Here is a 25,590-nt window from a genome sequence, read left to right on the forward strand (position 1 = left end):
GAGCACCGGCCAGAGAAGGCGAGCGCTTCTGCTCGCCTTTTTTAGGTCATCATATGTAATGGTATAACATTTAAAATGGAGATATCCATGGACAGCAGACTTCCGGTCACGGTTCTCTCGGGCTTTCTCGGCGCGGGCAAGACGACACTTCTCAATCATGTCCTCTCCAACCGGCAGGCAATGCGCGTGGCGGTGATTGTCAACGATATGAGCGAGGTCAATATTGATGCGGCGCTGATCCGCGACGGCGGCGCCAATCTTTCGCGCACGGAGGAGCAGCTGGTCGAAATGACCAATGGCTGCATCTGCTGCACTCTTCGCGACGATCTGCTGAGCGAAGTCCGTAAGCTCGCCGCCCAAGGCCGGTTCGACTATCTGCTGATCGAATCGACCGGAATTGCCGAACCCCTGCCCGTCGCCACCACCTTCGAATTCCGCGACGAGGAGGGTGAGAGCCTCTCCGATATCGCCCGGCTGGATACGATGGTCACTGTGGTTGATGCCGCAAACCTCCTGGCCGACTATGGCTCGACCGATTTTCTCGCCGACCGCGGCGAAACGGCAGGCGATGGCGACAACAGGACGATCGTCGACCTCCTCGTCGAACAGATCGAATTCGCTGACGTCGTCGTGCTGAACAAGAGCGGGACCGCAACGCCGGAACAACGCCATGCGGCCCGCACCATCATCACCGGGCTGAACCCGGACGCACGGCTGATCGAAACCGATTTCGGCCGTGTGGACCTCGGCGACGTCCTCGGTACCGGCCGCTTCGATATCGACAAGGCCGAGACCCATCCCCTCTGGTACAAGGAGCTCCACGGCTTCCGCGATCATGTCCCGGAGACTGAGGAGTATGGTATCCGCTCCTTCGTCTATCGCGAGAAGCGTCCCTTTAATCCCGCCAGGCTGCAGGCCTTTCTCGATCAGTCATGGCCGGGCGTGGTGCGTGCCAAGGGCTTCTTTTGGCTGGCCACCCGGCCTCACTATGTCGGGGAGATCAGCCAGGCTGGCGCAATCGTGCGGACCAGTAAGATGGGATTGTGGTGGGCAGCCGTGCCGAACGAACAATGGCCCCGTGATCCGGGCTTTACGGCAGCACTCGCGCCCTATCTCGACCCCATCTGGGGCGACCGGCGTCAGGAGATCGTCTTCATCGGCGCCGATCCGATGAACGAAGCAGCAATCCGCGCCGGCCTCGATGCATGTCTTGTCGAAGCCGACGATTTCACACCGGACCAATGGCGCCACCTGCCGGATCCCTTCGCCAGCTGGGCGCTGCGTGCCGCATGACCGCAAGGCCGATCAAGCCGTTCCGCTGCGTCTGCGAGGAATGCGAACCGCTGCCGCCGATCCCGGGCCTCAGCGCTCCGGCAGAAGAGAAGAGCAAGCCAGCAGCGCTCGGAGCGGCACTCCTCACTGCCGCTATCTGGCGCCGTCCATCCGGCACCAGGAACAAATGAAAAGGGCGGCATCGCTGCCGCCCTTCTCATCGATCCCGGCTGCTTAGCGGCCGGAAATGATGCTGGAGATGATGCCGCTTGCCACGCCAACCAGCAGGAAGTCGTTATCGACCTTCACCCAATGGTAGCCACGCGGCGGAGCCGACAGGCGGTAGCGGCGGTAGTCGCCAACGTCAGACATGCGGCGGCGTTCCGCAGCACTGACGCGGTGACCCTTGGTCCAGCGGTACTTCTTGACGATGACCTGCTTGTGCACGTCCCGCTCGACGACACCGGGACGGCGGTAATCGTTGGCGCTGGCTTCCGAAGCAACGATCGGCGACAGCAGGAAAGAGGCGGAGAGCAGAGCGGCGAAGATCTTTTTCATTGGGGTTTCCTCGTGTTGAACACGCCCCGAAATTACGTCTGTAAAGATGAACCGAATCTGAAACTTAAATTAAACTTTCGTAATCAAATCTGCATGATAAAGGGAGAAGTTTATAATTTAGTTTTATCTTATTAGCGATTATTACCTTGCATCTCTGGTGGCCAACCTCGTCCTTCGAGGCCCCTGCGGGGCACCTCAGGATGAGGTTGGAGTGGATGTTTTCGCCGGGACCAGGAGATCACATGATCCGAGACACCTGCGAAGCCATCCACAGCTAGACCGTCTGCAAAGCGATCAGCGACTAAACCACCGCAAAGCCATCAACAACCAAGCCCGCAAACGACCAGCCCTCATCCTGAGGTGCCCCGCAAGGGGCCTCGAAGGACGAGGGCGGGTGGCCGACACTCCCTCACAACTCCTCGTAATTAAACCAATCGAAATCCGCCGTCTTCGCCCTGCCCGACGTGTCGAAAGCAAACACACCGGCAAAGGCACCGGTAAACGAGCCGTGCTCGCCGCGCCCACCCTCGTCGGAAACCACACCGGCATCCAGCTCCGGCCCGATCGGCTGCCAGGCGCCCATCCCTTCCGTCTGCCAGAAAAACTGCAGCCCGTTCTCGCGGATTTCCATAGACAGTTGCACGCGCCCTTCCGGCGGCAATGCGGCACCGCTTCCGGCCGGAAATGTCATACGCCCATTCGGATAGTCGCCATCGCAGGAGAAGATCGTCACGCAACGGCCGAGCTTCTCGTGCAGTGTCACGACGGCAGCGTGAAACTTGTGACGGTTATAGTAGTGAGTCAGCCCAGCCACCTGCTGATAAGTATCCGGCTGAAACTCCACCACCGTCTCTGCGCGAAAACTATGGTGCTCTTGGCGGCGCGCCACCAGAGCCTGCTCGAACCACGAGCCGATGCTCTCACGCCCGATCAGCCTCAGATGGCCAGGCCGGTCCGTGAGATTGAAGATGCGCTGCGGTTCCGGCGTGCGCAGCCATTGGAAATCGGCCGGCAGCTTTCCGCCGTCGAAGCTGTATTCGGTGCGCACCGACTGCTCGGCCCGAACAGCCCCGTTGAGCCCGGGCACCTCGACATCGGGGACGACGGTGCCGTTTTCCAGATAGAGCCAGCCGTCATCCTTCCAGACGCATTTCTGCAGCGCCGTTTCGCGCCCCAGCGTGCAGCGCCGCTTCGGCGGCATCGGCCGGCCGCAGAGATGCGTGTGATAAACCTGACCATCCGGCGTCTCGACATATTGCCCGTGCCCTGCCCGCTGCAGCACCGCGCCCGGCTGGTCCTTCGAGGTGATCAGATGCATGTTCGGATGCATCTCGTAGGGACCATCGATGTTGCGCGAACGCGCCATGGTCACCGCATGGTCGTAGCCGGTTCCGCCTTCGGCCGTCGTCAGATAATAGTATCCGTTCTTCCTGAAGAGATGCGGTCCCTCCACCAGCCCCAGCGGGCTGCCGGCAAAAATGTTCTTGATCGGACCGACAAGCTCGCGCGTTTTCGGATCCCATTCCTGTAGCAGGATACCGTCGAAAGCCGGTGACTTCGGTGCGCCGCCATAGCTTTCCGTACGGTGGTTCCACTGCATGTTGACGAACCATTTGCGTCCGTCATCGTCATGGAACAGCGACGGATCGAAGCCCGAAGAATTGACATAGATGGGCTCGGACCATTCGCCGTCAATCGTCGGCGACGTGACGATGTAGTTATGCGCGTCCTTGAAATTGCCGTCGAAACGCTTGACGTCGGTATAGACGAGCCAGAACAACCCGTCCGCATAGGAAAGACACGGCGCCCAGACGCCGCAGCTGTCGGGGTTGCCGCGCATGTCGAGCTGCGACTTGCGCTCCAGCGGCCGCTTAACCAGCGTCCAATTTACCAGATCGCGCGAATGATGGATCTGTACGCCCGGATACCATTCGAAGGTCGAGGTCGCGATATAGTAATCGTCTCCGACGCGGCAGATCGACGGGTCCGGATTGAAACCGGGCAGAATGGGGTTGCGGATCATAGCGGCTCCTCCAGAATTTGCGGTACGTACGTCAGTATAATAAGAGGTACGGGCGACGTTTCCCCAACTCCCTCATTCCTGTGCTCGTCATAGGAATCCAGCCGGCCCAAGTCCTTGGGCCGGGAAGAGTCTATTCGTCGCGCAGACGCGCGACGGCTGGATCTCTGTGCCATCCCGTGGGCGCAGCCCTAAGGGCACAGAGATGAGGGAGCGAGGGATTAGCCCCCAAACTCCCCCAATCGCCCTTACCCTAGTCCAGCTCGGCCGACTTGGCCCACAGATTGATATCCGCTTCCTTGGCATAGACATCGATCTGCTTCAGTTCGTCCGCCGTGAACTCGAGATTATCCAGCGCCTTGACGCAATCGACGATCTGCGAGGAGCGGCTGGCGCCGATCAGCGCCGAGGTCACGCGGTCGCCGCGCAGCACCCAGGCGATCGCCATCTGCGCCAGCGTCTGGCCGCGCTTTTCGGCGATCTCGTTGAGCTTCCTGATGTTGTCGATGATCGAAGGACGGATGAAATCCTTCTTCAGGAAGTGGTTCTGCGCCGCACGGCTGTCCTGAGGAATGCCGCCGAGATATTTGGTGGTCAGCATGCCCTGTGCCAGCGGCGAGAAAACGATCGAGCCCATGCCGGTTTCGTCGAGCGCGTCGAGCAGCTTGTCGTCCTCGACCCAGCGGTTAAGCATCGAATAGCTCGGCTGATGGATCAGGCAGGGCGTGCCGAGATCTTTGAGGATCTTCGCTGCTTCGCGGGTGCGCTGCGAATTGTAGGACGAGATCCCGACATAGAGCGCACGTCCCGAGCGCACGATATGATCGAGCGCGCCGCAGGTTTCTTCCAGCGTGGTCTCCGGGTCGAAGCGGTGCGAATAGAAGATATCGACATAGTCGAGGCCCATGCGCTTCAGGCTCTGGTCGCAGGAAGCGATCAGATACTTGCGGCTGCCCCACTCGCCATACGGACCCGGCCACATGTCGTAACCGGCCTTCGACGAGATGATCAGCTCGTCGCGCAGACCGGCAAAATCGGTGCGCAGGATTTCGCCGAAGGCGGTTTCCGCGCTGCCTGGAGGCGGGCCGTAATTGTTGGCGAGGTCGAAATGAGTGATGCCGAGATCGAAGGCCGTGCGGCACATATCGACCTTGCGGTCATGCGGGGTGTCGCCGCCGAAATTGTGCCAGAGGCCGAGAGAGACGGCTGGCAGCTTCAGGCCCGAACGGCCCGTGCGGTTATACTTCATCTTCGAATAACGGTCGGAAGCCGGTTGCCAGCTCATAATTCTATTCCTTTAAGAAAATCGCGCGGGCAGATTTTGCCCGCGCGGGACAATAGTCGTTTGAAGCCTTACTTCAAGAGCGGCCTTATCGCAGCAGAGCTTGCGCTTCCTCGATGCCGAGGGCGGCCGGCTGGGTGCAGGTCGTCGTCAGTTCGATGAACCGGCCCTCTTCGCCCGACTTCAGGATCGAGGTCATGACATCGACGCCGTGCAGCGTGCGATCGAGCGAGCAGCGTGCGTCACGCCCCTCGATGATCGCCATCGCCATGTCGGCGAGACCAGCCGTGCGATAGTTGGCGCGCGGTCCCTGCGGGCTCTCCTGGTTGAAGATGCCGAAGGGATGTTCCCAGCCCTCAACCGGCTTGATGTCCTTGTCCTTGCCGCTCGCCTCGACGACGCCGCCAAAGAAGTTCGGGTCCGGCACGTAGATCGAGCCTTCGGTGCCGTAGAGCTCCATGTTGGCATGACGGTGCGACCAGACATCCCAGCTCGCCGTCAGCGTCACGGTGGCGCCGCTGACGAATTCGAGGATCGCCTGGATCGTCGTCGGCGTCTTCACCGGGATGACTTCGCCGTTGCGAGGGGCACTGGTGATGGTGCGGGTTTCCGATGCCATCGAGGTCATGGCGCCGACGCGCTTCACCGGGCCGATCAGGTTGATCAGGTTGGCGATGTAGTAAGGGCCGAGATCGAGGATCGGGCCGCCGCCCGGCAGGAAGAAGAAGTCCGGGTTCGGATGCCACATCTCCATGCCGGGGCTCATGACGTAGCAGGCGCCCGAGGTGATGCGGCCGACGCCACCTTCATCGATATATTTGCGGGCGAGCTGATGCGCACCGCCGAGGAAGGTATCCGGTGCGCAACCGACCGACAGGTTCTTCGCCTTGGCGATGCGGCGAAGCTCTTCGCCCTGCTCAAGCGTCAGAACTAGCGGCTTTTCCGAATAGACGTGCTTGCCGGCTTCGAGGATCGACTTCGAAACCGGGAAATGCGCGTCGGGGATCGTCAGGTTGACGACGACGTCGATCTCGTCGTTCTTAAGCAGCTCCTCGATCGTCTGCGCCTTGACGCCGTATTCGGCGGCGCGGGCTTCGGCGGCCTGCATGTTGATGTCGGCACAGGCAAGGACCTTTAGGCCCTTGAACAGCGGCGACAGCGAGAAGTAGGTGGTGGAGATGTTGCCGCATCCGATGATGCCGACGCCAAGTTCCTTGGTCATGATAAGCCTCAATAGGTCTTGTAGGATGCGATCGAGCGGGTGATCAGGCGGTCGATATCAGCCGGATTGTCATGCTCGACGACGAAATGCTTTGCCTTGGTGCCCTTGAGAGCAGCGATCAGCTTTGCCCAGGGCAGCGTGCCATGGCCGACATCGGCCCAGCCGTCTTCGTTCTTGTTCTCGCCTGCAGGCGCGATGTCCTTGACGTGAACCGCCGTGATCCGCGAGCCGAGCTTTTCGATCCAGGCGAAGGGATCGGCACCACCGCGAACGACCCAGGCGATATCGGCTTCCCAGGAAATGTCAGGCGCGCCTTCGAAGATACGCTCGATCGGCAGCGAGCCGTCGGCGAGCTTGACGAATTCGAAGTCATGGTTATGCCAGCCGAACTCGTAACCTGCATCCTTGAAGGGCTTCGCCATTTCATGCAGGCGCTTGCCGAATGCCAGCCAGCCGGCACCATCGCTCGGGCGCCGTTCAGCCGCCAGATGCGGCGCATAGATCGAATCCATGCCGAGCGCCTTTGCGATATTGAGCGACTTCTTGACTTCGCCGTCGAGGAAATCCGGGCTGAAATGGCCGGTCGCCATCGTCAGGCCGTTCTTGTCGAGTTCGGCGCGCAGGCTCTTCAGGCCGGCATCGTCGAGATCGGCATAAATGCCGCCGAAGCCTTCGACTTCCTGGTAGCCGGCCTTGCCGAGCTTTTCGAAGATCGCCGAATAGGGCTGGAAGTTGCGCGCGCTGTAAAGCTGGAAGCTGAGTTTCGTCATAGTATCCTCCTCGGGCCTCGTGCCCATCTTTCAAATCATTCTGCCGACTGGCAGGAATGCAGATCATAGAAACGGAAGTCCGGCAGCTTGCCCTTCTCGAGCGGATTTGCCGGGGTGAAGGTGATGCGGCGGGTCTCACCAGCCGCCAGATCGAAGGCGTTGTCGGAATATTTGCCGTTCTCGTCCGTCTCGATCATCACGAAGAGCGCCAGTCCCTTGGCGGTGACATTGAGGCAGACGGAACCGTCCTCCTCCAGATATTCGTGGGTCACCTGCAAGCCGGCGGGCTCAAGCTCCAGCGCCTTGTAGGTGCCGTGAACATAATGCCCCTCGCCGGCCATGCCGTTCGACGCCGTGAAGCGCCAGGCAAGCAGCGTCCCATCGGGAACGTCGGACAGGTCGATCGAGGCAGCCGTGACCGCCGCATCCGGCGTGCAGATCGCCTGCACATCCCTGAGATGCTTGCGCTCGCCCTTCATGGTCAGGATCGAGATCGAGAGATCGACGCTGACTTCATCGAGCGTATCGTTCACAAGCGAGAAACGGATCGCCTTGCCGTCGTCATTGGGGATTGCGGCGACCGCCACCGGCTGGAAGAAACGCTTGACCAGATAGTGCATCGCCTTCCAGCGGCCGCCGTAATCGAGGCTCGACCACGAGGCGACCGGCCAGGTGTCGTTGAGCTGCCAGTAGATCGTCCCCATGCAATGCGGCTTCAGCGACCGCCAGTATTCCACCGCCGTCTTGATCGCCAGGCCCTGCTGGATCTGGCTGAGATAGACGAAATTCGGGAAATCCTTCGGGAAGCGGAAATAGCGGAACATCGTCCCGGCAATGCGCTCGTTGCCGCCGGCATTCTTCTGGTGCAGCTCCATCACCGGCGATGCGACGTTCATGTCCTTCTGATCCGCATAGGTCTTGATGACTGGCAGCGAGGTATAGGACTGGAAGCCGAATTCCGAGCAGAACCGCGGCCGCACCGTGCGGTAATTGTCGAACGACTTGTTCTCGTGCCAGACCGACCAGTAATGCATGTCGCCGGAGCCATCGGCATGCCAGGCATCGCCGAAATCGAGATAGCCGGAAGCCGGGCTGGACGGCCACCACAGCGCGCCCGGAAGCGCCTTCTTGACCGATTGCTCGATGGTCCGGTTCAGCCGGTCGTAGGAGACGAGGTACCGGTCGCGGTCCTTCTTCGACTCGTCGAACCAGGTGAGCGCGCCCACCAGCTCGTTGTCGCCGCACCAGAGCGCGATCGACGGATGCGACGACAGCCGCTTGACCTGGTAATCGACCTCGACGGCGACGTTGTCGAGAAAGTCCTCGGTCGAGGGATAGAGGTTGCAGGCGAACATGAAGTCCTGCCAGACCATCAGTCCCAGCCGGTCGCAGAGATCGTAGAAATAATCCTGCTCGTAGAAACCGCCGCCCCAGACGCGGATCATGTTCATGTTGGCGGCTTTTGCCGATTGCAGCAGGTCTTCGGTCTTCTCTGGTGAAGACAGCGAAAACAGCGCATCGGCTGGGATCCAGTTGGCACCGCGGCAGAAGATTTCGCGGCCGTTGACCTTGAAGGCAAAGCGGCTGCCGGCGGCGTCAGGCGTGGTGATCAGTTCGATGGTGCGAATGCCGATCTGCTTTTTGACCACATCCGTTGGCAGATCGACGGTCAGCTCGTAGAGCGCCTGCTCACCGCTGCCCGCCGGCCACCAGAGCTTCGGCCTGTCGATCTGGAAGACGTGATTGACGACGGTCTCGCCGCCGCTGACGCCGACATCGAGGCGGACGCGTTCGCCATCCAGCGCAAAATGAACGGGAACGATACCCGGGTTCTTCGAATGGAGGGTGGCCGTCACCAGCACCTCGACGCTACCGTCGAGATTGTGCGTCTGGCGCGTCGTCACCTGCTCGATGCGCGCCGTCTCCAGCTTCTTCAGTTCGATGGTGCCGTAGAGGCCGAGCGGTGCGATCGCGATGTTCCAGTCCCAGCCGAAATGGCACTGCGGCTTGCGCAGCATGTTGCCGTTCGGGATCGGCGAATTGCCGGTCGAATAAGGAATGTAGAAGGGCTGTTTGCCCTGCCGGTCGGCGCCTTCGGCGATGCTCGACTTGAAGACGATGCGGATGGTGTTGTCACCAGCCTTGAGCATCGAGGAGACATCCGGCCGGTAGCGGCGGAAGCAGTTGTCGGCGGACAGCGCCAGGAAGCCGTTGACGAAGACCGAAGCCACCGTATCGAGATAATCGATATCCAGATACCAGTCGCCCTCCGTCTCCTTCAGCTTGAAGCTGCGCTCGATCGCCCATTCCTGGTGCGCCACCCACTGGATCGTTTCTTCGTTGCGGCCGAAATACGGATCCGGGATAAGCTTGGCGGCATGGAGCGCGGAATGCACATCGCCGGGGATTGCGATCGTGCTCTTGATTTCGCCATCGGCGGAAGCCAGCTGCCAGCTACCCGCGAGATCGATGGAGGAACCGTTCTTCGGCAAGGACGTCATGATAGTACCCGATCAGGCCGCCTTGGGGGATGCCGGACGAACCGGACCGCGGCCGAATTTGGACGGCCGGATGGCCGCTATTGAAGATCAGGCGGAGCCATCGCCCCGCCTGTATTGCGATTTAAATACGGTCTTCGCTGGCGGCGTCAAACAGCGATGCAAGCGACATATCGAAGCTGAGCTTGACCGGCGTGCCCGGGGCAAAGCGGCGTGAACCGGCAATGCGCACGGACATCGTATGCCCGGCATGTTTCAGCCACAGCAGGTTGTCGGCGCCCATCGGCTCTTCGATATCGACCGTCGCCTCATGCACCTCGGCGCCGATATTCTCGTTCACCTTGATATGCTCCGGGCGAACGCCGAGAACCACCTTGCGGCCGGGCTGCAGCACCTGCTCGGTCTGATAGCCGTCGAGCGAGAAGGTCACGCCGTTGGAGACGAAGGCTGTCTTGCCGCCGGCACTCGTCAGTTCGCCATGCAGAAAGTTCATCGACGGCGAGCCGATGAAGCCCGCGACGAAGAGATTGCGTGGCTTGTTGTAGATCGTCGTCGGATCGGCGAGCTGCTGGATGATGCCGCTCTTCATGATGGCGATACGATCGGCGAGCGTCAGCGCCTCGATCTGGTCATGGGTGACGTAGATCATCGTGTTCTTCAGCGACTGGTGCAGACGCTTGATCTCGACGCGCAGTTCCGAGCGCAGTTTCGCATCGAGGTTCGAGAGCGGCTCGTCGAAGAGGAAGACATCGACATCGCGCACCAGCGCACGGCCGATCGCCACACGCTGACGCTGGCCGCCGGAAAGCTCGGCCGGCTTGCGCTTCAGAAGCGGCTGAATCTGCAGGATTTCGGAAGCGCGGGCAACGCGCTTGTCGATCTCGGCCTGCGGGATCTTTGCAACCTTCAGGCCGAAGGACAGGTTCTTCTCGACCGTCATCTGCGGATAGAGCGCGTAGGACTGGAACACCATGCCGATGCCGCGGTCCTTGGGTTCTTCCCAGGTGACGTTCTTGCCCTTGATGTAGATCTGCCCTTCGGACGCGTCGAGCAGCCCGGCGATGCAGTTCAACAGCGTGGACTTGCCACAGCCCGATGAGCCCAGCAGAACCAGGAACTCGCCGTCGTTGATATCGAGGTTCAGGTCCTTGAGGACGCTGACGGCACCGAAATTCAGCGACAGATCTTTGATGGAAACGCTTGTGTTCATGATCAACCTTTCACTGCGCCAGCGGCGATACCGCGGACGAAGAGACGCCCGGACACGAAGTAGACGATAAGCGGCACCAGACCCGTCAGGATCGTTGCGGCCATGTTGACGTTGTATTCCTTCACACCCTGGACGGAATTGACGATGTTGTTCAGCTGAACCGTCATCGGATAGGTGTCAGGACGGGTGAAGACGACGCCGAAGAGGAAGTCATTCCAGATGCCTGTGACCTGCAGGATCATCGCGACGACGAAGATCGGCAGCGACATCGGCACCATGATGCGCAGGAATATCTGCCAGAAGCCCGCACCATCGACGCGCGCCGCCTTGAAAAGCTCCTGCGGCAGCGACACGAAGTAGTTGCGGAACAACAGCGTCAGGATCGGCATGCCGAAGATCGAATGGACGATGACGAGGCCCGTCAGGCTGCCATAGAGGCCGATTTCGCGCAGCACGATAACGATCGGATAGATCATCACCTGATAAGGAATGAAGGCGCCGATGATCAGGATCGAGAAGAACAGTTCCGATCCTTTGAAGCGCCAGTTGGCGAGCGCATAGCCATTGACCGAGGCGATGGCGATCGAGATCACCACCGACGGAACGGTGATGCGCACCGAGTTCCAGAAGCCGCGCGAAAGGCCGTCGCAGTTCAGACCCGTGCAGGCCTCCGCCCAGGCCTTCACCCAGGGTTCGAAGGTGATTTCCATCGGCGGCGAGAAGATATTGCCCATGCGGATTTCGGGCATGCCCTTCAGCGAGGTGACAACCATCACATAGAGCGGCAGCAGATAGTAGAGAGCTGCGATCGTCAGCGTGCCGTAGAGCATGATGTTGCGGCCCGACAGCATCGGCTTCGGCCGCGGCCCGCTTGGCCCTGTCCCGAGCTTCGGCTTGACGGCGTTAATGCCGGCAGCGGTGGTATTGAGGGTTCCTGTATCAGCCACGCTTGCGCCCTCCACCGAATTCCAGATAGGCCCAGGGAACGATGATGATCGCGACCGTGATCAGCATCATCGTCGATGCGGCAAAGCCCTGACCGAGGTTCTGCGCCTGGAACATGTAGTCGTAGACATATTTTGCAGGCACTTCCGACGAGATGCCCGGACCGCCCGAGGTCTGCGCCACCACGAGGTCGTAGACCTTGACGATGCCGGACGCGATGATGACGAGCGTGGTGATGAAAACAGGACGCATCATCGGGATGACGATGAAGAGATAGGTTTTCCACATCGGGATGCCGTCGACACGCGAGGCCTTCCAGATGTCTTCGTCGATGCCGCGAAGACCCGCCAGCATCAGGCACATGACCAGCCCCGTGCCCTGCCAGAGGGCGGCGATCAGGATGCCGTAGATGACGATCTCGGGCGTATAGAGCGGATTGAAGGTGAAGCTCGTCCATCCCATCGAACGCACCACGGACTGCACGCCGAAATCGGGGTTCAGGACCCACTGCCAGACAAGACCGGTGACGATGAAGGACAGCGCGAAAGGATAGAGGAAAATGGTGCGGAAGGTGTTTTCGAAACGGATCTTCTGATCCATCAGCGCCGCCAGCACGAAGCCGATCACCAGCGAGAAGATCAGCGAGAGAATGCCGTAGACGGCAAGGTTCTCGATCGCCGTCACCCAGCGCGGCGCGGCCCAGAGCCGCTGATACTGATCGAAGCCGACGAAGCTCATGCGCGGCAGAAGCTTCGAATTGGTGAAGGAATAGAATACGGTCCAGACCGTCCCGCCGAGGAAGATAACCACCGCAGTCAGGATCATGGGAATGGATGCAATCTTCGCATTGAGATTGCGCAGTAATTGATTTGGCCGGCCTGCTCGCGCTTGACCCGTCATTGTGGCTCCTCCTGAAATCGCAATCGCGTTTCGTGATCCGGAATGGAAGACGGCCCTGCGGGCGAACTCCCAATCGTCTCCATCTCAGCGCCGCCCTTCAAGGACGCCTGAGACCTACCCCGCCCGCCGATCCCGAAGATCAGTGCAGATCCGGCCCTGAAAACCAGGGCCGGACCGCAAGGGCAGATACACGGGATCAGTCAGCGGAGCCGATGATACCGGCGAAGCGCTTCTGAGCGTCTTCGACAGTCATCGCCGTGGAGAAGAACTCGGAGAAGAGGTCTTCCTTCTGCTTCTGGCTGTCCGCCGAAAGCAGCTGGTCGGTCCATTCGACGACATTGCCCTTGGCAAGGATGTCGAGACCCTTCTTCATGCAGTCGTTGGCAGCGCCGAGATCGACGTCCCCACGAACCGGCAGCGAACCCTTTTTCAGGTTGAAGGCAACCTGTGTCTTGGGGTCGAGCAGCGTCTTGGCGAGAACGGCCTGCGCCTTGGACTTCTCTTCGTCCTTCAGCAGCGGGAAGTAGAAGGCATCGCCACCCGTTGCGATCATGTCGGTCACGCCGAGGCCCGGAAGGCAGGTATAGTCCACACCGGCCTTCTGACCGGCGAGCTGGAATTCGCCCTGCGCCCAGTCACCCATGATCTGGCCGCCGGCCTTGCCGGTGATGACCATGTTGGTTGCCTGGTTCCAATCCTGGACGTTTGTGCCCTTGGACATCTTGCGGGCGTCGTCTGCAGCCTTGAAGACCTTAGCGATCTCGGGGCCAGCGGCGACTTCCGCATCCTTGTCCTTGTAGACCTTGTAGAACGTGTCCTTGCCGGCGAGAGCCAGCAGCAGAACGTCGAACGCGCCTGCGGACTGCCATGCCTGACCGCCGACGGCGAGCGGCACGATGCCTGCCTTTTCGAGAGCCGGCGCAGCAGCGACCAATTCATCCCAGTTCTTCGGCACTTCGACGCCGGCCTTCTTGAAGGCGGCATTCGAGAGCCACAGCCACTGCCAGGAGTGGATGTTTACAGGGGCGCAATAGATCTTGCCGTCGATGGTGCAGGAATCGAGCAGGTTCGACGGACGGACGATGTCCTTCCAGTGTTCTGCTGTAGCGACATCGGTCAGGTCACGCATCAGGCCGGCCTGGACGAGCTCTTCAGCCTGACGGCCGTGGTTGAACTGCGTGGCGCCCATCGGATCGCCGCCGGTGATGCGGCTGATCATGATCGGACGTGCGGTACCGCCGGAACCTGCAATGGCACCGTCGACCCACTTGTTGCCGGTGGCATCGAATGCCTTGGCGAGTTCTGCGACAGCCGCAGCTTCGCCGCCCGAGGTCCACCAATGGGTGACTTCGAGATCGGTCGCCTGCGCGGCGCTAAACGGAATGATGACCGAAGCGGCAAGCATGGCCGCGAACGAACGGATATTCATGAGTTCTCCTCCCTCACTGAAACGTTGCCGGAAAAACTTAGTGCAATCGATTTTTTGACGCAACAGCCTGCACGTAAAATTTTCTTTAGCGCCCGCGATTGCTACCCATACCTGTCAAAAAGCCAGGAAATGTGCATCTATGGCGCCAACTTGTGCGGTCAATACCGCAGCGCACTTCATAACATAAATTATTGTTATAGCTTATATATTTACAATAATTCCCAGAAAAATCCAATTGCGGCCCTTCGCAGCCGCAAAAAATCTGTGCGACTTCCATCGATTCAACCTATGCGTCTATCCCTGCCCTACAGGCATCAAAAAGTGCTCGACTTTTCTACTGTATCGTTACAGATTTTATGACTTAGGGAGGAGCGGCTTTTCGATGCGGATGCGCTTACGGCGCGTTCAAAAAGCATCTATAAGCAGACGCAAATCGCGTGAGGGTAGCTTAGACCTATGGAAAACAAGGGAAATTTCGCAGGGGCGGCGACGGTCCAGCGCGAGCGTCCGACGCTGAAGACGATCGCCTTCATGACCGGTCTTGGCATCACCACCGTCTCGCGCGCCCTGAAGGACGCACCGGATATCGGCGCTGAAACCAAGGAGCGGGTGCGCATGGTGGCGCGTCAGCTCGGATACCAGCCGAACCGCGCCGGCGTGCGCCTTCGCACCGGCAAGACAAACGTTATCGCGCTGGTTCTGTCGATCGACGAGGAGATCATGGGCTTTTCGAGCCAGATGGTCTTCGGCATCTCGGAAGTGTTGACCGGAACGCCCTACCACATCGTCGTCACGCCGCATTCCCACAGCCGCGATCCGATGGCGCCGGTGCGCTATATTCTCGACACCGGCTCGGCGGATGGCGTCATCATCTCGCGCATCGAGCCTGATGACGCACGGGTGCGCCTGCTCGCCGAGCAGAACATTCCCTTCGCGACCCACGGCCGCACCGATGCCGGCCTCGTTCATCCCTACCACGACTTCGACAACGAGGCCTTCGCCCACGAGGCCGTGAAGCGGCTAGTCGAGCGCGGCCGCAAGCACATCGCGTTGCTGCAGCCGCCGAGCAAGCTCACCTATTACACCCACACGCGGATCGGCTTCCAGACCGGCCTGCACGACTACGGCGCCGAGGAGGTGCCGCTCAGGGTCAATATCGATGCGCCGCTCGACGAGATCAGGAATGCTGTGGAGACGATGATGCGCTCGCCTGGCGCACCCGACGCGATCGTCTGTTCCGCCGGAAGCGCTGCCATCGCCGTCAATGCCGGGATCGAGGCCGCCGGCAAGCGCCTCGGCAAGGACGTTGACATGGTCTCGAAAGAATCCGCCCCGATCCTCAACTGGATCCGCCCGGAGATCATCACCGCCTACGAGGACGTCCGCCACGCCGGCCGCGAAATGGCCAAGGCCGTCATCGCCCGCATCGACGGCATCGAACCGGAACTGCTGCAAAGCGTCAGCAAACCGGTGTGGCCGGATGGGCGGCGCCGAGCAGACTGGTAGCCTGACGGCAAGTCCGCCTGGATGGACGGCACAAAACGGTTCTAAAACCGTTTTGCCGCCCCTACCCTGGCACCGGCCGATGTCTCACCGTCGCCCTCCACATTCAGGAGCAGGCTGGCATCGATCATCCACAGATCGACGGTCTGGATAGACAGGCCGGCCGTGAGCGACCCGAATGCGCCCGATCCGTCCAAACCGGAGAATCCGGCTGTCACGCCGAGCTTCGGCGTCAACACCGAACCGCTTTCAACCGTAAACGACCGGGCAATCTCCGCCCCGAGGCTGAGACGGAACTGTTCTTCGTCGAAGCCATCGATCGCGATCATATCGCCGGCGCCGTTGCTGACGGCGTAGTCCTCGACCTTTTCGGAGAAGTATACAGCCCGCAGCTTTGGCGTCAGGGTGGTGTGGTCATCGATCGCCCATTGCCCCTCGATCGAGGTATCAGCCATCCAGCGCGTCGTATCGAACGTGCCGTCCCAAAAATCCGTATCGATGTCGTTGGACGATCCGCCATAAAGCAGGCTGGTGTTCCAGAACACGTTCTTGCCGATTTCGAAGGAGGCATACGGACCCGCCAGCCAGCCGTTTCCGGTCAGCTCTGCATCGGCATCCGTCGGATCGGTCATACGGTCGTAATGCAGGGAGAAGCCGAGCAGGGCCTTGTCGGAGAGCAGATAATCCGCTCCCAGGTTGATCATGGCGAAGCTGCCCCACTTTCCGTCATCGGTGTCGCTATCCCTGTGTGTCAGAAATGCGCCGTCGATCCAGATGTTGAAAGGCGAAAGATCGGCATTTTTCTCGCCCGCCGGCGTGCTGCCCGCCGCTTCCATTTGCGCGAGACTGGTCGAGAATCCGACTGTCAGTCCGTTCTCGGACGGCATCATGCGTGCGGTCACAGGATTGCTTTCCTGCCCCATCTGGCGGCGCTCAAGAAGACCCGGCACCTTGATGGTCGAGGAAATCATGTTCTGGCGGCTTTGGACGAAGTCGTGGACCAGATGGTCGATGCTTTCTGCGACCTGGCCTGCAGCGTAGTTGAGGTTGTAGGTCACGGTACCGGTATTTGAATTGCCGAGCGCACTGGTAAGCCGGAAGCCCACTCGAACCTGACCCGAATATGCAGGGTTCGGTGTGAACTGAAGGTACCAGCCGACAGGCGCGAACGATCCCGCTTGCGCCAATTGGCCCTGAATGATCGCCGTGCTGCCGGCATTGGCCGGTTCGACAAAGGTAATGTCAGCTGATGTAAACGGACCGCCCGTCGCCCCGCGGTTGAGATAGACATCAGGCGGCGAGGAACCGGCGGGTACATTCACCACCTTGTCGGTCACCGAGATATCCTGCGCCTTGACCTTCAGCGTGTAGGCCGCGGTGGCAGTCGCATGGTGGCTGTCCTCCACCTGAATCGTGAAGCTATAGTCTCCTTCGGTATTCGCATGCAGGGGACCGGACAGTGCGCCGGTCGAAATGTTCAGGATCAGGCCGGGCGGCAGGGTCCCTGTCGAAAGACTATAGATCAACGGCGCGGTACCGCCGGTAGTGCTGATAGCCTGGCTGTAGTCCTCACCGGCCATCGCCTCCAGCAGCGCTCCGGCGGCGGGCGTGAATACAAAACTCGCGCTACCGGCTGCGTTCACCTGCAGCGAATAGATTGCTGTGCCTGTCGCGCCGTTTGAATCCGTTGCGGTGATGGTGAAGCTGGAGTTTTCGTCCGCTGTCGGTGTGCCGGAGATCGTGCCATCTGTGGCAAGCGACAGGCCGGAAGGCAGGGAACCTGCGGTAACGGCGTAGTCGTAGGGAGCGCCGCCACCCGAGGCGGCAATAGTCTTGTTATACGCGATTCCGACCGTGCCTGTTGTCAATGCGCCGGCAGCTGGCGCGAAAGTGAACGTCGGCGCCGTCACCGTGATGGTCACCGTTGCCGGTGAAGACGTGCCGGCAGGATTGGTCGCCGTATAGGTGAAGCTGTCACTGCCCGAATAGCCGGCAAGAGGCGTATAGGTGACCGCCGTACCGGAAACCGTCGCCGTGCCACGCGTACCCGTCAAGTCGACAGCAACCGAAACAGGCGCGCCGCCGGTGATATCGAGCGTGATCGGATTGGCTGATGAATTCGCCGCCACCGTCGCCGAAACGCCGTTAGCGTAGGGAGCTTGGGCGCCGATGACAAGCGAATAGGATACCGTGCCCGTCGCGCCGTGTGTATCCGTTGCGGTGATGGTGAAGCTGGCGTTTTCGTCAGCTGTCGGCGTGCCGGAAATCGTGCCATCGGTGGCAAGCGACAGACCGGCAGGCAGCGAGCCGGCTGTGACGGCATAAGTATAGGAGATGCCACCACCCGAGGCGACGATCGTCGTGCTGTAAGCGGTTCCGGCCGTGCCTGCCGTCAACGCACCGGCAACCGGCGCGAAAGTAAACGTCGGCGCCGTCACCGTGATGCTGACCGTTGCCGGTGACGATGTGCCGGCGGGATTGGTCGCAGTATAGGTGAAGCTGTCGCCACCCGAATAGCCAGCAGCGGGTGTATAGGTGATTGCCGTGCCGGAAGCCGTCGCCGTGCCGTGGCTTGCCGCCGAGGCGACCGCAACCGAAGCAGGCGTGCCGCCGGTGATCGCGAGCGTGATCGGATTGGCGGACGAATTCGCCGCAACTGTCGCCGATGCCAAACCGGCGACCGGCTTGGTCAATGCGGCTGCCGGCGTGACGGCAGCGGTCGCAGCCGAAGCAGTCCCTGCCCCCATGCTGTTGCTTGCCGTCACCGTGAACGTGTAGGCCGTGCCGTTGCTCAGCCCGGTGACAGTGATAGGGCTCGCTGCCCCCGTCGCCGTCACATTGCCAGGGCTCGACGTTACCGTATAGCCGGTGATCGGCGTCCCGCCGTTGCTCGCCGGCGCGGTGAACGAAATCGTCGCCTGCTCGTCGCCCGCAGTCGCCGAACCGATCACCGGAGCGGTGGGAACAACGGCGCTGACTGAGAAGCTCTGGGAAACCGTAGGCGCAGCAAGATAGACGCCGTCGCCCGTCTGGTCGGCATCGATCGTGCAGGTCCCGGTCGAGATGAAGGTCAGCACCCCGCCGCTGGAGATCGTGCAGATACCGGCCGTCGAAGACGTGAACGTCACCGCCAGTGTCGAGGACGAACTCGCCGTGAGCGTCGGCGAGGTGTCGAAGTTCCGCGTGCCTGGATTGCTGAAAGTGATCGTCTGAGTGCCCTTCGGCGTCACCGAGTTGGACGCTGCGGACGCCACGCCCGCTCCAACGCTGTTGGTCGCCGTGACAGAGAAGGTATAGGACGTTCCATTGGCCAGACCCGAGACGCTGATCGGACTGGCGGAGCCGGTTGCGGTGATGTTGCCAGGGTTCGATGTGACGGTATAGCCAGTGATCGTTGCGCCACCATTCGACGCGGGGGCCGTGAAGGCAACCGAAGCTTGTTGATTGCCCGCCGTGGCGGTTCCAACCGTCGGCGCGCCGGGCACCTGTTGAACCGTATGCACGACACCGGAGGTGTAGCCGGCACCGGGAGCGTTGCCGGCGCCATCTTTGAGCGCCGCGCCGGACACCAGATCGAGACGAACAGTCCCAGAGCCAGACGTGACCCCGACGGTAACGGTAGCGTCTTGTCCGGAGGTTGTAACGCCGCTGATCGAAGAGACCACCGAGCCTGTTGTCGTCAGCTGAAATGCAGACGTGTCGACGCCTGTTACCGGTTCCGAGAACGCCACGGCAAACGTGAGCGTCCCTGCATTCGGCGCCGGGTTTCCGTTCAATGTTATCGAGGACACCGCCGGGGGCACGCCATCGACGAGAATACCGCTGGTGGACGCCACGCTGTTCAATGTCAGATCGGCGGTCATGCCACCATTCGTGATGGTGCCGCTGTTGAATGAAAGCGCGCTGATCGCGATGCCGCTCGGCGCCAGGTCTCCTGCGGCGACGAGATAGCGGAATTTCAAATCCGTTGTGCCGCTGCCCGAGGAGTAGCTTGCCTGCCGTGTCGCTGATCCGATCGTCAAACCCAGTTGCGGCGTTCCGGTGACGCTGACGGCGCTGCTGAATTCAACCGTAAACTCCAGAATGGCGCCAATCGCATAGCTGGCATTTGCCGGAAAACCGACACCAGTAACTGTAGGGGATACGGCTGCAGAGGCGCATTGCACGGAAACCGTGAGACCGCCAGAAACCTCGCCGTTGGAGTAGACCAGATGCAGGCCGTCGCGCGTCAAGTCTGTACCGGAGACCGTGGTTGAGCTATTCCCTGAACTGTACTGCCCGTTTTGATAGTTAACGTACGAATTCGAGAAATCTGGATTTGCTGCGGTAAAATAATTGGTGAAGCTGGGTGCGCTATCTGAGATCGAGAATGATAATTGATCTGTCACCAGGAAGTCAGACGCCGGATACACCACGTCCCGAAGGCCATCATCTGTCGTGGAGGGAATATTGAAACTATTCCAGCTGGCATTGATCGCCTGACATGCAGGCGATTCAGCAAGCGCCTGCGTTGGCGCAACAGACAGGAACGCCAGCAGAAGCGCTGGGATGAGCAAAAGCCGGTTCTGGGCGAGCGGCGGTGTCTTTACGGCACCCGCCAAAGGCAAGCCCGCTGAGCTGAAAAGCCGAACGGCTAAGCCAGCAGAGCGCGAAAAAAATTTAAGAAGCGCAGTAAGAAAGCCAAGAATGGCCTGTAAAACGATCGGCGCAGACGAGGAAACCCTGTGATCCTCAGGCGGTGATGAAGTATGTACGCGACCGGTTTGAAGCATATCGAAATTTGCTTCTTTGGCGCCTTCGACGCACTCTGCACGTGAACGCATTTTTCCCCACAGGGCATCTGGATCCCCTTGAGGGAACGCATGCCGCAATCGCCTAAAATAAAATAAGTGCCGTCAACGCCGAAATTTTATACGAATCGATTAATCGTTAGGAAAAATTAAACACATTTCGCGAGCAAGATCCGATAGATTTTCGCCGTTAAGTCGTAAATTTCATCATTTAAAGGTAACGTTGCAAGAAAGACGCAGAGTTGTATCCCCGAATGCAACCTCTCAACTGAGTTGCCAAGAAAGAGGGCGTACCGGACAATAAAAAAGCCCGGTCGAAACCGGGCTTTTCTAACTCCAGATAGACAGACCTCAGAAGGTCGCAGCACCGCTGCCCCACGGGCCGTGGTGGAAGTCCTTGCCGTCCAGGCGGTCGAAGCCGTGGGCGCCGAAGAAGTCGCGCTGGGCCTGGATCAGGTTGGCAGTGCCGCGGCCTTGGCGGTAGGCATCGAAATAGGTGAGCGCCGAGGTCAGCGCCGGAACCGGCAGGCCGGCCTGAAGAGCGGCGGTGACGACGCGGCGCAGCGCCGGGATCGATTCCTTGACCATCTCCGAGAAGGCAGGCGTGACGATCAGGTTGGCCGCATCAGGCGCCTTGGTGAAGGCCGAGGTGATCTCGTCCAGGAACTGCGAGCGGATGATGCAGCCGTCGCGCCAGATCTTGGCAATCGTCGGCATCGGCAGCGACCATTTGAACTCGCGGGATGCTTCCGCCATCACCGCGAAGCCTTGCGCGTAAGCGCCGATCTTGGCGGCGAAGAGCGCCAGTTCCAGATCCTTGTCGAGTTCAGGACCGTAAGCGATCGGGAACTTGTATTCCGGCTTGCCGAAGATCTTTTCAGCCGCTTCGCGCTCACCCTTCATCGACGAGATCGAGCGGGCGGCAACGGCCGCTTCGATCGCGGTCGCCGGAATGCCCATGTTCTGCGCTTCGATCGCCGACCACTTGCCGGTGCCCTTCTGGCCAGCCTTGTCGAGGATCATGTCGACCATCGAGCCCTTGGAAATCGGGTCGGTGGCGGCAAGCACCTTTTCGGAAATCTCGATCAGGTAAGAATTCAGACGACCCTTGTTCCACTGGCCGAAGATCTTGCTGATATCGGTCGAGCTCTTGCCGAGTCCGTCGCGGAAGATGCCGTAGATCTCGGCGATCATCTGCATGTCGGCATATTCGATGCCGTTATGGATCGTCTTGACGAAGTGACCGGCGCCGTCATTGCCGAGCCAGGCAACGCAAGGATCACCCTTGTACTTGGCGGCGATCGAGGTCAGCACCTTCTCGACGCGCTTCCAGCTGTCTTCCGTGCCGCCGACCATGATCGACGGGCCGTGACGCGCACCTTCCTCACCACCGGAGACACCCATGCCGATGAAGGTCAGGTCGGTATCCTTGAGGCGGTCGAAACGGGCGATGGTGTCGCGGAAGTTGGCGTTGCCGGCATCGATCATGATGTCGCCCTTGGAAAGGTAGGGGCGCAACAGCTCCATCTGCTGGTCGACCGGCTCGCCGGCCTTGATCATGATGATGATCGGGCGCGGCGGGCGGATCGCCTCGACGAATTCCTCGATCGTCTTGCACGGAACGATCTGCTTCTTCAGATCACCGGCGCTCTCGTAGAACTCGTCGGTTTTCTCGGGTGTGCGGTTGAAAACCGCAATCTTGTTGCCCTTTTCGGCAATGTTCAGCGCCAGGTTGGAACCCATGACGGCAAGGCCGATCAGTCCGATTTCTGCCTTTTCCACGACAATCCTCCGATGAGTCAAATTCGACCGGTGTTGTGGCACTCTAAGCCGGAAACGGCAAGTATCGAAGACGCCAAAATCGGGCCCTCCGGTGGACCCGATCGGCAAGGCGCGATATTGATCGATGGCGATCGCGCGCCATCTCGCATGGGACAGATCAGGCGCAGCTAAGTGCCGGGAGGACTTGATGACAACGATGACCGCAAGGATCGTCCACTGCTCGATCGATCGCGATTGGCAGGACGTCTACGCGTTTGCCGGCGAGCCGGAGAATATGCCGCTCTGGGCATCAGGCCTCGCCTCCGGCCTCGAAAGAGATGGCGACGACTGGATCGCGAAGGGCGTGCTCGGCACCGTCAGGGTCAGCTTCGTGCCGGCCAACAAGTTCGGCATCATCGACCATACCGTGACGATCGAGAGCGGCATGCGCGTCTATAATGCGCTGCGCATCGTTCCCAATGGCGATGGCTGCGAGGTGATGTTCACGCTGCTGAAGCAGCCCGGCATGACGGACGAGCAATTTTCCGCCGATGGCGCTCATGTCGAGAAGGATCTGCATGCGCTGAAGGCGCTGATGGAGAAATAGATGGCCAGTGATCAGACGGTGCTTCGCATCGACTATATCGAATTCAACGTCGCCGATATCGAGGCATCGAAGGCTTTCTATGGAGCGGCCTTCGGCTGGAGCTTCAAGGATTACGGCCCCGCCTATTGCGAATTCAGCGACGGCAGGCTGACGGGCGGTTTCACGACGCTGGACAAGCCCCGGCCCGGCGGCCCGCTGGTCATTCTCTATGCCAGCGATCTGGAAGCCGCTTTGGACGCAACTAGCAAAGCCGGCGGCTCGATCGTCAAGCCGGTCACCGCCTTCCCGGGCGGGCGGCGCTTTCATTTCACCGATCCCGACGGCTACGAACTCGCGGTCTGGAGCAAGGATTGAGCATGGCGGCGCAAACAACCAACCCGAAGGTCGATGCCTACTTCGCCCGCAAGGATACCTGGCGCGAGGAAAGCGCCAGACTGCGAACGATCGTCCTCGATTGCGGCCTGACCGAAGAGCTGAAATGGGGCGAACCCTGCTACACAGTCGGCAAGGCCAACATCGTCCTGATCCACGGTTTCAAGGATTATTGCGCCCTGCTCTTCTTCAAGGGCGCCTTGATGAAGGATGAAGCCGGTATCCTCATCCAGCAGACGGACAACGTCCAGGCCGCCCGCCAGATCCGCTTTACCAGCGCCGAACAGATTTCCGGCATGGAGAACCTGCTGAAGTCCTACGTGCAGCAGGCGATCGAGGTCGAGAAGGCCGGTCTGAAGGTCGACTACAAGAAGACCACCGAGTTCACGGTGCCGGACGAGTTTCAGACAAGGCTTGATGGCGACGCTGCCCTCAAAGCCGCGTTCACCGCCCTCACCCCGGGCCGCCAGCGCGCCTATCTGCTGCATTTCGCGCAACCGAAGCAATCGAAGACCCGCGAGTCCAGGATCGACAAGGCTATCCCGCAGATATTCGAGGGCAAGGGGCCGAACGATTAGCCATCCCCGGCGCGTCGCGCACAGGCATTGCGCCGATCCTAGACCCTTACCGTTTCAGGCGCCTTGACATTCTCCATCATGATCAGCGCCCCGATCACGCGCCCGCCATTGTCGCGCAGGGGCGACATGCGGCAGCGCATCAGTTTCGCGCCCTCGCCGCTGGTGCGTTCGTAATTGTATTCCACCCGCTCCCCCGCGAAGCAGGCGTCGAAATGTGCCTTGGTTTTCTCGAAGCGCTCGGCGCCGATGAACTCGGCGACGTGCCGGCCGATCATGTCGATCGGCTTGCGGCCGAGATAAGTGCAGTTCGTCGGGTTGGAATAGAGATAGCGATAGTCGCGCGTCAGCACGGCAACGCGATCCGGCAGCGTCTCGAGAATAGCCGAGTTCAGGAAATTGCCGTTGTCCATGTTCGGGACATAGCCATCCGGCTTCGGCAACCGTTCCGCCGGTGCCGGAATCTGGCGCGGCTTGCCGGAATTGCCGAAATAGCGGTCCAGCAGATTTGAAAGCGTCGCCGCATAGCCCATCACGCTCGCGCAATCATCGGCATTCTGCTCCAGCAAACAGACGACGAATTGCAGCTGCATGTGAATTTCGACGATATTCGACGCCTGATACGTAACAATAGCGCCGATCAGCGCCTCGAACTCGCTATCAAGAGTTGAAACTTGATGATCGTCGCCCGCGCGGATCGCCGCATCGATTTGTGAGCAACGTGAAGAAAATGCCTGCAGAAGTTCCAGCAATATGCCCCCCAATCCCCTGACACATAGGGGAAACCAGCATATGTCAGTTTTCACGGCAGGTTTCGTCGATTCCCGATCTTCCCCAACCGGCTACTCGCCTTGGTGGCAACCACTAACATGAACGCCGTTCACATTCAATGTGAACGGCGGTCATATTTTCACATACGAAATTTAGGGGTATAAGCTCTAGTTGAGCACGCTTTCCTTGATTTTCCACCGGTCGTGGTACCAGAGCCACTGCTCCGGATATTCCCGGACCCAGCTTTCGACCTTGTCGTTCAGCATCTGCGCCATTGCCGTCAGATCGAGATTGCCGGCTGAGTCGCGGGGGATTTCCAGCTGCGGCTCGATCTCCAGCCGATAGCGATTTCCCGGCAGGCGAATGCAGCGCGCCGGGTAGACCTCGCATCCGAACTGGCGCACGAGCTTGGGAACAAGAGGATTGGTCGTCGTATCGATGCCGAAGAAGCGTGTCTTCAGCCCCTTCTTGAACTTCTGATCGACGAGAACGCCGACGCCCTGCCCCGCCTCTAGCTGGCGCGCCAATGTGAAGGACGAGCCGGCATGCGATGGCACGAGCTTACCCATGCGCGCGCTGCGGAAATCGAAGACCTTCTGCGCCACATAGGGATTGTTCGGCGGACGGAAGAGAACCGTCACATTGAGGCCAAAGGCGGCACCAGCCACCGGCAGCAGCTCGAAATTGCCGCTATGCGCGGTAAAGACGATGAACGGCCGCGGATTGTCACGAAGATCGAGAAACAACGGAATGCCTGTCACCTCGATCCGGCCGGGCTCAGATCGTTCCGGATCGAAGTCGAAAAGCCGGTCAAGGAAGACATATTCGGCGGCAAGCCGGCCCATATTGCCCCAGCTGCCAAGCGCGATCGCCTGGATCTCGTCTTCGCTCTTTTCGGGAAAGGCGTTGCGCAGATTGACGAGCATCAGCTTGTGGCGCCGCGTCCGCGGGCCGATCTTGCGCGTTAGCCAATCGGCGAAGCGGATAGCGCCATCAGCCGGAAAGATCTTCAGGAAGTTCAGAAATCCGAACATCAGCTGGGCGATCAGCCACTGACGGAAATGTTCGGACTTCAGAACAATCCGGGTGATGAAAAGCTTCACAC

19 protein-coding genes are annotated in these 25,590 nt (G+C 60.2%); 5 read left to right on the forward strand and 14 right to left on the reverse strand.

Features of this window, described 5'->3' with window-relative positions; all coding sequences use genetic code 11:
- The first annotated feature begins 87 nt into the window (after positions 1-87).
- On the forward strand, positions 88-1,293 hold the full coding sequence (locus AC1DNK_RS05970; protein ID WP_477940007.1) for a GTP-binding protein: 1,206 nt from the start codon (positions 88-90) through the stop codon (positions 1,291-1,293).
- Between the two features lie 213 nt (positions 1,294-1,506).
- Here the strand turns inward: AC1DNK_RS05970 and AC1DNK_RS05975 are convergent, their stop codons facing one another.
- The 10 genes from AC1DNK_RS05975 to AC1DNK_RS06020 all read right to left on the reverse strand — a co-directional run bounded on the left by AC1DNK_RS05975 (position 1,507) and on the right by AC1DNK_RS06020 (position 14,106).
- Complete coding sequence (locus AC1DNK_RS05975) at positions 1,507-1,830, reverse strand: RcnB family protein (protein WP_477940009.1); 324 nt, start codon at positions 1,828-1,830, stop codon at positions 1,507-1,509.
- Between the two features lie 409 nt (positions 1,831-2,239).
- Positions 2,240-3,853: a glycoside hydrolase family 43 protein gene (locus AC1DNK_RS05980; protein WP_477940010.1), complete on the reverse strand. Its 1,614-nt coding sequence runs from the start codon at positions 3,851-3,853 to the stop codon at positions 2,240-2,242.
- A gap of 250 nt (positions 3,854-4,103) precedes the next feature.
- Positions 4,104-5,135, reverse strand: a complete 1,032-nt coding sequence (gene mgrA, locus AC1DNK_RS05985; protein WP_477940012.1) for an L-glyceraldehyde 3-phosphate reductase — start codon at positions 5,133-5,135, stop codon at positions 4,104-4,106.
- Between the two features lie 85 nt (positions 5,136-5,220).
- A complete protein-coding gene (locus AC1DNK_RS05990) occupies positions 5,221-6,354 on the reverse strand; it encodes a Gfo/Idh/MocA family protein (RefSeq protein WP_477940013.1) in 1,134 nt (377 codons plus the stop codon).
- An 8-nt stretch (positions 6,355-6,362) separates the two neighbouring features.
- Positions 6,363-7,124: a sugar phosphate isomerase/epimerase family protein gene (locus AC1DNK_RS05995; protein WP_477940014.1), complete on the reverse strand. Its 762-nt coding sequence runs from the start codon at positions 7,122-7,124 to the stop codon at positions 6,363-6,365.
- A 35-nt stretch (positions 7,125-7,159) separates the two neighbouring features.
- Positions 7,160-9,625 carry a beta-mannosidase gene (locus tag AC1DNK_RS06000; protein ID WP_477940016.1) on the reverse strand — a complete coding sequence of 822 codons (2,466 nt, stop codon included), beginning with the start codon at positions 9,623-9,625 and terminating at the stop codon, positions 7,160-7,162.
- A 121-nt stretch (positions 9,626-9,746) separates the two neighbouring features.
- Positions 9,747-10,832, reverse strand: a complete 1,086-nt coding sequence (locus AC1DNK_RS06005; RefSeq protein ID WP_477940017.1) for an ABC transporter ATP-binding protein — start codon at positions 10,830-10,832, stop codon at positions 9,747-9,749.
- Between the two features lie 2 nt (positions 10,833-10,834).
- Positions 10,835-11,779 carry a carbohydrate ABC transporter permease gene (locus AC1DNK_RS06010; protein WP_477940019.1) on the reverse strand — a complete coding sequence of 315 codons (945 nt, stop codon included), beginning with the start codon at positions 11,777-11,779 and terminating at the stop codon, positions 10,835-10,837.
- Complete coding sequence (locus tag AC1DNK_RS06015; protein WP_112516006.1) at positions 11,772-12,677, reverse strand: carbohydrate ABC transporter permease; 906 nt, start codon at positions 12,675-12,677, stop codon at positions 11,772-11,774. The genes AC1DNK_RS06010 and AC1DNK_RS06015 overlap by 8 nt, the downstream gene beginning before the upstream one ends.
- A gap of 196 nt (positions 12,678-12,873) precedes the next feature.
- Positions 12,874-14,106, reverse strand: coding sequence for an ABC transporter substrate-binding protein (locus AC1DNK_RS06020; RefSeq protein WP_112387125.1), 1,233 nt, complete (start codon positions 14,104-14,106; stop codon positions 12,874-12,876).
- Positions 14,107-14,562: 456 nt separating this feature from the next.
- Between AC1DNK_RS06020 and AC1DNK_RS06025 the strand changes: the two genes are divergently transcribed.
- Positions 14,563-15,612: a LacI family transcriptional regulator gene (locus AC1DNK_RS06025; protein WP_112387124.1), complete on the forward strand. Its 1,050-nt coding sequence runs from the start codon at positions 14,563-14,565 to the stop codon at positions 15,610-15,612.
- Positions 15,613-15,653: 41 nt separating this feature from the next.
- On the opposite strand, the gene AC1DNK_RS06030 is transcribed toward AC1DNK_RS06025, so the two are convergent.
- Together AC1DNK_RS06030 and gndA are read right to left on the reverse strand one after the other, a co-directional pair.
- The gene (locus AC1DNK_RS06030; RefSeq protein ID WP_477940021.1) at positions 15,654-19,841 is read right to left on the reverse strand and encodes a putative Ig domain-containing protein; all 4,188 of its coding nucleotides are present in this window, start codon (positions 19,839-19,841) and stop codon (positions 15,654-15,656) included.
- A gap of 909 nt (positions 19,842-20,750) precedes the next feature.
- Positions 20,751-22,181, reverse strand: coding sequence for an NADP-dependent phosphogluconate dehydrogenase (gndA, locus tag AC1DNK_RS06035; protein WP_112537656.1), 1,431 nt, complete (start codon positions 22,179-22,181; stop codon positions 20,751-20,753).
- A 187-nt stretch (positions 22,182-22,368) separates the two neighbouring features.
- On the opposite strand from gndA, the gene AC1DNK_RS06040 reads away from it, so the two are divergent.
- The 3 genes from AC1DNK_RS06040 to AC1DNK_RS06050 are packed head-to-tail and all read left to right on the forward strand — an operon-like array spanning position 22,369 to position 23,717.
- The gene (locus AC1DNK_RS06040) at positions 22,369-22,767 is read left to right on the forward strand and encodes an SRPBCC family protein (RefSeq protein ID WP_112387121.1); all 399 of its coding nucleotides are present in this window, start codon (positions 22,369-22,371) and stop codon (positions 22,765-22,767) included.
- A complete protein-coding gene (locus tag AC1DNK_RS06045) occupies positions 22,768-23,121 on the forward strand; it encodes a VOC family protein (RefSeq protein WP_477940022.1) in 354 nt (117 codons plus the stop codon).
- A 2-nt stretch (positions 23,122-23,123) separates the two neighbouring features.
- Complete coding sequence (locus AC1DNK_RS06050; RefSeq protein ID WP_442207845.1) at positions 23,124-23,717, forward strand: YdeI/OmpD-associated family protein; 594 nt, start codon at positions 23,124-23,126, stop codon at positions 23,715-23,717.
- A gap of 38 nt (positions 23,718-23,755) precedes the next feature.
- Here the strand turns inward: AC1DNK_RS06050 and AC1DNK_RS06055 are convergent, their stop codons facing one another.
- Positions 23,756-24,466 (reverse strand): PAS domain-containing protein, encoded by a 711-nt coding sequence (locus AC1DNK_RS06055; protein WP_477940024.1) that lies wholly within the window; start codon positions 24,464-24,466, stop codon positions 23,756-23,758.
- Between the two features lie 186 nt (positions 24,467-24,652).
- Positions 24,653-25,588, reverse strand: a complete 936-nt coding sequence (locus AC1DNK_RS06060) for a lipid A biosynthesis lauroyl acyltransferase (protein WP_477940025.1) — start codon at positions 25,586-25,588, stop codon at positions 24,653-24,655.
- Positions 25,589-25,590: the final 2 nt, after the last annotated feature.

It is taken from the genome of Rhizobium sp. 01N424 (assembly GCF_056399485.1).

Excerpts from the sequence above, each read along its gene's own strand:
- AC1DNK_RS05970 (WP_477940007.1), top strand. The coding sequence starts at position 88 with ATGGACAGCAGACTTCCGGTCACGGTTCTCTCGGGCTTTCTCGGCGCG.
- AC1DNK_RS05980 (WP_477940010.1), bottom strand. The coding sequence starts at position 3,853 with ATGATCCGCAACCCCATTCTGCCCGGTTTCAATCCGGACCCGTCGATC.
- AC1DNK_RS06045 (WP_477940022.1), top strand. The coding sequence starts at position 22,768 with ATGGCCAGTGATCAGACGGTGCTTCGCATCGACTATATCGAATTCAAC.
- AC1DNK_RS06020 (WP_112387125.1), bottom strand. The coding sequence starts at position 14,106 with ATGAATATCCGTTCGTTCGCGGCCATGCTTGCCGCTTCGGTCATCATT.
- AC1DNK_RS06015 (WP_112516006.1), bottom strand. The coding sequence starts at position 12,677 with ATGACGGGTCAAGCGCGAGCAGGCCGGCCAAATCAATTACTGCGCAAT.
- AC1DNK_RS06025 (WP_112387124.1), top strand. The coding sequence starts at position 14,563 with ATGGAAAACAAGGGAAATTTCGCAGGGGCGGCGACGGTCCAGCGCGAG.
- AC1DNK_RS05990 (WP_477940013.1), bottom strand. The coding sequence starts at position 6,354 with ATGACCAAGGAACTTGGCGTCGGCATCATCGGATGCGGCAACATCTCC.
- AC1DNK_RS06040 (WP_112387121.1), top strand. The coding sequence starts at position 22,369 with ATGACAACGATGACCGCAAGGATCGTCCACTGCTCGATCGATCGCGAT.
- AC1DNK_RS06050 (WP_442207845.1), top strand. The coding sequence starts at position 23,124 with ATGGCGGCGCAAACAACCAACCCGAAGGTCGATGCCTACTTCGCCCGC.
- AC1DNK_RS05975 (WP_477940009.1), bottom strand. The coding sequence starts at position 1,830 with ATGAAAAAGATCTTCGCCGCTCTGCTCTCCGCCTCTTTCCTGCTGTCG.
- AC1DNK_RS06000 (WP_477940016.1), bottom strand. The coding sequence starts at position 9,625 with ATGACGTCCTTGCCGAAGAACGGTTCCTCCATCGATCTCGCGGGTAGC.
- AC1DNK_RS06005 (WP_477940017.1), bottom strand. The coding sequence starts at position 10,832 with ATGAACACAAGCGTTTCCATCAAAGATCTGTCGCTGAATTTCGGTGCC.
- AC1DNK_RS05995 (WP_477940014.1), bottom strand. The coding sequence starts at position 7,124 with ATGACGAAACTCAGCTTCCAGCTTTACAGCGCGCGCAACTTCCAGCCC.
- mgrA (WP_477940012.1), bottom strand. The coding sequence starts at position 5,135 with ATGAGCTGGCAACCGGCTTCCGACCGTTATTCGAAGATGAAGTATAAC.